At 52.8% G+C, this 8397-nt stretch carries 4 protein-coding genes and 3 pseudogenes; 2 read left to right on the forward strand and 5 right to left on the reverse strand.

Annotated elements, in window-relative coordinates:
• From mscM to rsgA, 4 genes and pseudogenes are all read right to left on the reverse strand, one after another.
• Positions 1-2944 (reverse strand): miniconductance mechanosensitive channel MscM (mscM, locus tag BG74_RS07380; RefSeq protein ID WP_439895708.1); only part of this gene is annotated, 2944 nt, incomplete at its 3' end.
• A 30-nt stretch (positions 2945-2974) separates the two neighbouring features.
• A partial coding sequence (asd, locus tag BG74_RS17765; protein WP_244267422.1) for an archaetidylserine decarboxylase occupies positions 2975-3351 on the reverse strand: 377 nt, incomplete at its 5' end.
• A gap of 2 nt (positions 3352-3353) precedes the next feature.
• A pseudogene (gene asd, locus BG74_RS17770) lies at positions 3354-3863 on the reverse strand (archaetidylserine decarboxylase); the annotation flags it as partial.
• 112 nt (positions 3864-3975) lie between these two features.
• Positions 3976-4982: pseudogene (rsgA, locus tag BG74_RS07390) on the reverse strand (small ribosomal subunit biogenesis GTPase RsgA).
• Between the two features lie 113 nt (positions 4983-5095).
• Between rsgA and orn the strand changes: the two are divergent.
• A complete protein-coding gene (orn, locus tag BG74_RS07395; protein ID WP_066597566.1) occupies positions 5096-5641 on the forward strand; it encodes an oligoribonuclease in 546 nt (181 codons plus the stop codon).
• Between the two features lie 1287 nt (positions 5642-6928).
• Here the strand turns inward: orn and BG74_RS17775 are convergent.
• Positions 6929-7894: pseudogene (locus BG74_RS17775) on the reverse strand (4Fe-4S double cluster binding domain-containing protein).
• Positions 7895-8167: 273 nt separating this feature from the next.
• Between BG74_RS17775 and BG74_RS07405 the strand changes: the two are divergent.
• A partial coding sequence (locus tag BG74_RS07405) for a hypothetical protein (RefSeq protein WP_187202769.1) occupies positions 8168-8397 on the forward strand: 230 nt, incomplete at its 3' end.

Below are 8397 nucleotides of genomic sequence, written 5' to 3' on the forward strand. Positions count from 1 at the left end.
ACTGTTCGGTGATAAAGGCCTTGTTAGGCACGATGATCTCTTTTCGATCCCAGTCAGTAATGGTAGTAGCGCGGGTGTTGATACGGGTAATATTGCCGGTCAGATTACGAATAGTAACGGTATCGCCAATCCGAATCGGTTTTTCAAACAGGATCATCAGACCGGAAATGAAGTTGGCGAAGATCTCCTGCAGGCCAAACCCCAACCCTACTCCTAATGCCGCTACTAGCCACTGCAGTTTCGACCACTCGATTCCTATCATGGAGAAACCAATAATTCCCCCCAGCAGCATCAGACCATATTTGGTCAAGGTAGTAATGGCATACCCAGTGCCGGGGGTCAAATCCAAATGCTGCAGCAGCACCAACTCCAGCAGTGCAGGCAAGTTACGCACCATCTGGGCAGTGATAATGAAAACTAGAATGGCGATCAGCACTGCGCCGAGCGTAATCGGCTGAATGCTATCAACTCCCTGAATAGTGGAGGTGGCATCCCAAAGGGTAATGTTTTCCAGGAAGCCGAAAGCCGAATGCAACTCTGACCACAATAAAATCACCGATAGCAACACAATCAGCGTCAGTATGGAGCGTACCAGCTGTAGCGATTGCGCGCTGATGGTATCGAGATCCAGCACCTTTTCATCGACTTCGGCGGCGGCATCATTTAGCTGGGATTGCGACAGATCTTCTTCATTGCGTGCCCGCTGGGCCAGCATCTCCGCGCGGCGCTGCTTGGTACGTTCGAAGGAGATACGTCGTCGCTGAATGAACATCCAGCGACGAATAATGTGATAGATAATCAGCAAGAAGAACCAGATCGCAACCGAGGTTTCCAGCCTCGCCAGCAGCGCCTGCGCGGTCGCCAGATGCCCTAGGCACGCCGCCGCGGCCGCGACGATGGGTGCACAGATCATCAGATTCCATAAAGAACGGTTGACGACATTATCGCCGACGCCATGCTTATCAAGATACAGCGGCAGGCCGGCACGTTTCAGGCTGCTAGTTACGAGCGCCAGACAAGCACACAACAGGAGAAAGCATAATCTGCCTAAGGTGCCGGCAAATTCCCGCTCGCTGTAATCATCAAACGATATCAGCGCCATAATCAGCGGTACGATCATGCCGATAGACAGCGTGTAGTAGCGTAGCGCGCGCTTTACCTGCTGTTGTGGCCAGCCGAAATGCACGATAAACAGTCCCTGCGGGTGGGCGAAGTGGGCGCATACCATAAATATCCACAGCACCGGCACTGTGGCGCTTACGCCGTCGCCGATAGCGACCGCTACTGGATAGGGCCAGGCGTGGCGCAAGCCATAGCCTAGCGCTGCCCACAGGACCGGCAGCGGCAGGGCGACCAGCACCGACCAGAAAACATTGTGCAGGGTCAGGGAAAAATGGTCCTGATTGACCTTCCCCACCCGGCCGCTGGAGCGCTCAAGAAAGGCATGATAATGACGGCGGGAACTGAGGCTAAAACCGACCAGCAGCAGAGCTCCGAACAGCGGAATAAGCGTTTCCTGGCTAGTCAGCATCATGCTAAGCGCGTAGGTCAATTGACTGAACGTATCCAGGGTCACTAGCCGGCGCAGATCCTGGCCGATGTGCAGCGGGTAGGAAAGGCTAATTGGGCCCACGTCAGCCACCCAGAACAGGTAGCGATGAGCTGCTTCCTGGATCTCGTTCATCGCCTCTTCAAGCTGGCTATTGGCCACCTTCAGCTTGGTAAGCTCCAGGATCTGGGTATCGCAGCCTGTCAGCAGTACATTGAGCAGGTTGCGCTGGGTGGCAAGCTGTGCGTCAAGAATGCGGTGCTGCGCCGACGTCAGCGGCGAACCGTCGTCCTGTGTTCCCTGAGAGAGCTGCGGCAGCTTGTTCATCAGATCTTCAAAATGCAGGCGCTGCACGCGCAAATGAGCCATATCGCTGTCGAGCTGCTGCGGTTTGGGCATCTCTGGCAACCTTGACACCTGGGCGCGCAGGGTTTCCCCCAGTGCCGGCGACTCATCCAGCCATTGCGCCTGCTCGCGTAGCGTTGTGAGAGCCTGACGGACCTGTAGTGTTTTCGAGGCAGCCTGGCGCTGCTGCGAGGCAATAAGATCCATGCGCTGTGCCTGTTGGTTCAGCGCGATGGACAGTTCGCGATTAGTTTGCAACGGGGTACCGATTGACTTGGGCAGCTCGCCGACCTGTTCCGCTAGCATTTCAGTGTGCTCGATTGCCTGTTCCGCCTCCTGCTGACGTAAACTATTAAGCTGGTTGCGCAGCGCCTGTAGCGCTTGATCCAAGCGGTCATGGCGTTTCTTTAGCAACTCGGCGCGCAGGCGCGACAACTCCTGGCGGTTACTAGCGCTTAACTGGGCAAGATCTAGCTCCTCCACCTTGAGGCGACGGGCGGCCTGTTCAGCCTGTAGCGTGGTTGCTTGCGCCTGTTCCAGCCGTGTGTTGGGGATCGGCAGCGCTTGCAGATGTTGTTCCACATCGCTGAGCGCCCTGCGCGCTTCGGCCTGCTGCTGCGGCAGCAAGCCCAGAGAGTCGCTGATAGCACGCGCCTGGTCTTGCTCTTTCTGTAACTGGCCTGCTAAATCCATTAGTTGGCTATTTATCTGTAGCAGTCGTTGATTTAGTTCACTGCTGGCGAGTTTGGGGCTGAAGGGTTCGGGTTCATCCGGTTCGCTGTTTTTTTCATCCCGCAGTTGGCGTGTCAGCGCCGGAAAATCGTCGATAGCTTTCTGATATTCCCGTATTTTGGCGCTGGATACTTTAATTTCAACGAGGGCGTTCAGCGCTGACTGCAGTGCCTCGACAATCGCCGTCTGGTTCGGCGCGTTTTTATCATCCTGTGCCTGCTGCAGATCCTTTTTGAGCTGGCCCTCGTCTGGCAGGTTGGCTGCGAAGGCCAGTGAGGCCAGCAGCCAACTCAGGAGGAAAAGCGTAATCAGGCGCAAGGTGAGAACTCTCCTGTTAACCGTAAAGATTCAGGTTAGCGGGTTTTCGGCTTGCACGGCGCCGTGGGCCAGCTGCTGACCGACGCGGGTAACATATCGAGTGGACAGATGTTCGCTCAGAAGCACTTTTTTGCCGGCGAACAGGTTGATGACAGTGGAACCTAGCTTGAAGCGCCCCATTTCCTGTCCTTTTAGCAACACTACCGCTTCGGCGGCGTCCGCCTTCGGGTAGCGCCAGCGTTTGATAATCCCCTCCCGAGGCGGCGTGACGGTGCCCGCCCAGACGGTCTCGATACTGCCGATAATAGTCGCGCCAACCAAAATTTGTGCCATCGGGCCAAAATCTGTATCGAACAGGCAGATAACCCGCTCGTTGCGGGCGAACAGGTTAGGGATATTGGCTACGGNNCAGTGGATTCACCGAAAATAAATCGCCCGGCACGTAAAGCATTTCGCGCAGCACGCCGTTGCAAGGCATATGTACACGATGATAATCGCGTGGGGCCAAATAGATCGTGACGAAGTTGCCGTCGCGAAAGTAGTCGATCATCGGCTCATTGCCGGCCAGCAGAGCCTCCAGACTGTAATTGTGCCCCTTCGCCTGGAATATCTGCTCTCCCTCGATGCGACCGAGCTGCGAGATGATCCCATCCGCTGGCAAGACCATTACCGCCGGATCAGCATCAATGGGCCGAGCGTCGTCGCGCAGAGGCCGGACAAAGAAGGTGTTAAAGGTCGGATAGGCGGCCACATCCGGCTGCTGCGCTTCTAGCATATCAACCTTATAGCAGCGCACGAACAGCGTAATAACCCAGCGGGTAAGACAGCCACCGCGGCGTTCTGCACCCCAACCAGCCAGCTCTGTCAGCCAGCGCTTATGTAGTAGGTATTGTAGAGCTATCTTTATCCTGTCCAGCATGGGGACCTCTTTATTTGTTTCAATATAGTCAAAAGGGAATAGCATTGTACCGCCGACGGCGATAAATGTCAGCGAGTATGCCATCAAAACACCTTACCGGCGTTGACTTGCGCTATACTATTCTTTCGAGAATACGATGGTAGTTATCGAAACGTTCGCGGGCGATAGCGCTTCTTTCCGCCACACCACGAATAGCGCGGATTGGTATCATTGCAGTAATCACGGAATTTACAGGTGCTTAGATAATCCCTGAATTCGACGAAACCATGTGCAATAAGTTCCGGCGCCAGATGCTACAAACCAAATCCCCGTACCCCGGGGAATCAATTAAATGACTGCCGTGGCCGAAATGATATAGCCTGGCAGTGGTGGTGGTATGTTACCCGATCCCCGAGTTATCTGAGACGCTATTGACCAAAATCTTCTCGTGTTCCGGCGGCAGCAGCACATTTAGCAGGCTCGATTTGCCCACCCCAACTGACCGGCAAAAATACTGGTTCGCCCGGCCAGCATCTCCCAGAAAGGACTCATCCCCTCGTTGGTATGGCTTGACACCAACAACACCCGATAGCCAATGCAGCGATAGATAGCCATTTGAAGCTCAACCTTCGTCCGTTACGCCGCCGTCAGTAGATCTATTTTATTCAAAACGATAAGCGGATCCACCTCCATCGTTTCGCACGCCACTAAATAGCGATCGATAATATTCAAAGACAGCTCGGGTAAAATGGCGGAAACAATGACGATTTGGTCCATGTTTGCCGAGATGAGTTTGACACCGTCATACACATCAAGGCGAGTCAGCACCGAATGGCGCGGATGGACTGCTTCTACAATAATTCCGCTGACCCTGGACGACTGAGGGGCGCGCCAAACCACCCCATCACCCGTAACTAGGGAACTTCATCGTGCGGTGTAGATTGCAGCGGTAAATGCAGCCTGCGGCGTCCTCCACGTCAACATGCATACCGAACCGGCTAACTGCCACACCCTCCTGAGCCTCTTCAAATTGCTGGTCGTACCATTGGGTAGCGCGGCACGCTCACGCTGCTGCAAGCGGTGCTGATGGTTGGCCTGTACCCGGAGATCCTGACCTTTGGACAGTTTATTTTCTTTCACTTCTGCGCCTCACGTAGTTAGAGTTAGTACGGATGAATCGCCCATGGCGAAAAAAAAGGCTATCGTACATATTCTAACAGATAAGCCATAAGATCCCTTACTACGAGAAAATCATGCCAGTAAATGATAACAACTTGATTTGGATTGATCTGGAAATGACCGGACTGGATCCCGAGCGCGATCGCATTATCGAAATCGCGACACTTGTCACCGATGCCAATCTGGCTATTTTGGCGGAAGGTCCGGTGCTGGCGATATATCAATCCGACGCCCAGCTAGTGCTGATGGATGAGTGGAATATGCGTATCCATACCACAAGCGGGCTGGTTGATCGGGTTCGGCATAGTCAGCTGAATGAAGAGGCGGCGGCGGCGCAGACGCTGACCTTTTTGGCTGAATGGGTCCCCGCCGGCAAGTCCCCGATTTGCGGCAACAGCATCGGCCAGGACCGGCGCTTCTTGTTCCGCTATATGCCGGCGCTGGAAGCATATTTCCACTACCGTTATCTGGATGTCAGTACGCTTAAAGAACTGGCCCGCCGCTGGAAGCCAGAAATTCTAGCCGGACTGGAGAAAAAAAATACCCATCAGGCGCTGGACGATATCCGCGAGTCTGTGGCGGAATTGGCCTACTATCGCGAGCATTTTATCCGTCTGTAGCCGCTTTGTAGTAAAAACGGAGCCAGAGCCAGCGTGGTTATTTTTCGTCGATCACACCGGCGAAAAAACCCTACTTTGTCGCTGACAGACTTGCAACTAGTGGCATTTCCAGTATAATTCGCTCCCCATAACGCTAGAGTTTCACATTATATCCAAGTGGGAATAGCTCAGTACAGTAGCAGAGTACAACCTCTGCCAAGGTTGGGGGCGTGGGTTCTATCCTAGTTTTCCGCTCTAATTAACAGTTACCGATCCGCACGGGTTCTGTCTCCGGTTGCAAAAAAAAGGCTTGAAAGACCCCTTTTGTTGCGCGAGGGTAAAGTGTTTTTGTTACTGCAACTGCAACGGTCGCTGTTGCCTCAACGACCACCATAGCAACTGAAAGTCCCTGCCATAGCCATAGCCATAGCCATAGCCATAGCCATAGCAGGAGTTGTCATTTTTCTGCATCAACCGGTTCGTCTTCACGTCACATGATGCGCATTTCGGTCATCTTGAGGGGGGGTTACACAAGCAACCGCGGGTTTAGTGCCGATTTTGCGTATCGAAGCCAAGGGATAGCCTGAAGACAAGAGATAGGCAAGACGACCCGACCAAATTAACCTTACATTTTCATCTTATCGATGCCGCCAGGCTAAGGATGCCGATGCCGTGGCGCGCTTAATTCTCTTTTCGCGGCGCAATGATGTTATGTATTCGTTACTTGCCTGATCACTGCAGTATTGTTATGAAGCCATAGGAGGCTATCTTGATAACGCGTACATCCATGGCTGTACGCTATTTCATGAGAACCATCCGCCGCTTTTTCTCCACTATACGGTAAGCGGATCCACGCATGCGGCTGACAAAAAAAGCTTGCTAAGTTGAGGTATCTAGTACATCATGCAGTTCTTCATAACGAAGGCTATCAGGGCGTGGCTGTGCTAGCCGACCGCGAGACAATCAGTTTTTCGCCGCATTTTACGTAGTAAACGGATTAATTGCGCGAATAAATAATTTATCCATCGTTAAAGGTAGTGCAGCGTCTGCCTCATGTTTTCCGTCATAATTCCATCATAATCTTTTGAACAGAGTTATCCACAGTCCTCTTCAAGCTGTCGATCGCGTGCATTCGGCTGTTGAAAATTTTCTTTTTCATATCTAGTTGAAAAAGAAAAATAAATTTTTGTTATGAAACGTAAGATCTATCTTTTTCATTTTTTGTAACGATTGTTCGTCAAAGGATTTTCATTTTTATACACAGCGACTGTGCGGTATTGTAAGAAGTCTTTCCCAGCGAGAAAGACTCTAAGCGTCTCGCGTTAATCCTTTTTCGATGGCCTTGATCAGCCGCGTTTGCAGCGCGCCTAGTGTCGTCACGGCGGCAGTTGGTTTCTCAACGTGCGATCTGCCTTTCCAGCGCCTAATAAATATGCACATCCAGCAGCGGCAGCTCTCCATGTCGGCGGTCCAGCGCGATCTCGTCCTGATAAGGAGAGTATATATAGCGAACGTGACCAAATGCGCCGAATGGCTGAACCTTTCGGTAACGCGTAAAATGTTGCTTCATTCCAGTCAAACATTTCTACCAGTTCAGGGGCATGTAATACCGATCACGGACTTAAATCCGTGCTCATCCGGTCAGCTGTGAGAAGTTGTGCCACAGGCAGATCAATGTGACAGTTATCGCGGCCATAAATACGGTTGCCTATCAACCAGGAGGACGCAGCGCCTCGGGAATTTTTTATCCAACTCAATTATCAAATAGGAGATACAGCGGCGGACCTCCTCATGGTATAGGGCTCGATAATGGCGCTGGTAGGGCAGATGGTAATGATATAGGTAACGCATCAGCCGTATTGTTCGGCCAGCGGCGCGTCAACCAGCAGTGGCAAATTTATCAGCAATTCGCCGAGGAAAAATCACGAATTGCCTTCACGGTTGATGATAAGTGATTGCATAAATACACAGCTGATTCCGGCTTTAGCCGCCAACGGTCGCTCCATTATCGGTGCCAGTCGATAAAGGGACGGAAATTTACCTCCGCACACTGATGACTCGTAGCGTGCCAGGCAGCATTCGTGGGGTCTGGCGCGCAGCACGTGGTGCCGCCCGCCCATCCAGGCTATTGCGCCGTGGTATTGCGGCCTATCCAGGCTTGCAGTGTTGGCTCATGGGTGGTTAAGTAGGTGTCGCAAATCCCTTCCTGCTAAAAACACAGCTCCTGCCCCGGCGCTTAATCTGCCGGGCTAATTCTGTAAAAATTGAACGGATAAGATATGACTGATCATGCTAATACATTCTCTGCATAAAGTTTATCACACTCTACCTAAAGTGTGCAGTAGCTCCGGGAATGGGAAAACCGGGGCGCCGGCCTGACCAGCGTGTCGCTCTATCAGTTAATGCAGAGTGCCGGCTCGGCAGAGTTCCAACGTATTCTTTGACTGTATCTCAGCACCCATCGCTGGCTGGTACTGGCGGGTCACTATAATACGGCGTGGACGGTTATGTGATGACACAGCTTGCCCACTGCCACCGTAGGCCACGGTGCTAGCATACGGTGGCAGTGCCCCGCCTGCCAAAGCGGCGTGGCTAGCGGAGAAATACACTTCGCCTAAGGAGTCTTGGCTGCAGGGCGTGGAAGTGACTATCGATGCGCTACTAGGAACGAGCTTCAAGGTGGAACGCCGCGCGATCCCTATTGCTCGCTTATCGCCGCAAACTGGCATCCTGCGCCGGTGCAAACTGGCATCCTGCGCCGGTGATTGTGCGGATAT

Origin of the sequence: Sodalis-like endosymbiont of Proechinophthirus fluctus, from assembly GCF_001602625.1 — a bacterium.
Classification (GTDB): Bacteria; Pseudomonadota; Gammaproteobacteria; order Enterobacterales; family Enterobacteriaceae.

Excerpts from the sequence above, each read along its gene's own strand:
- orn (WP_066597566.1), top strand. The coding sequence starts at position 5,096 with ATGCCAGTAAATGATAACAACTTGATTTGGATTGATCTGGAAATGACC.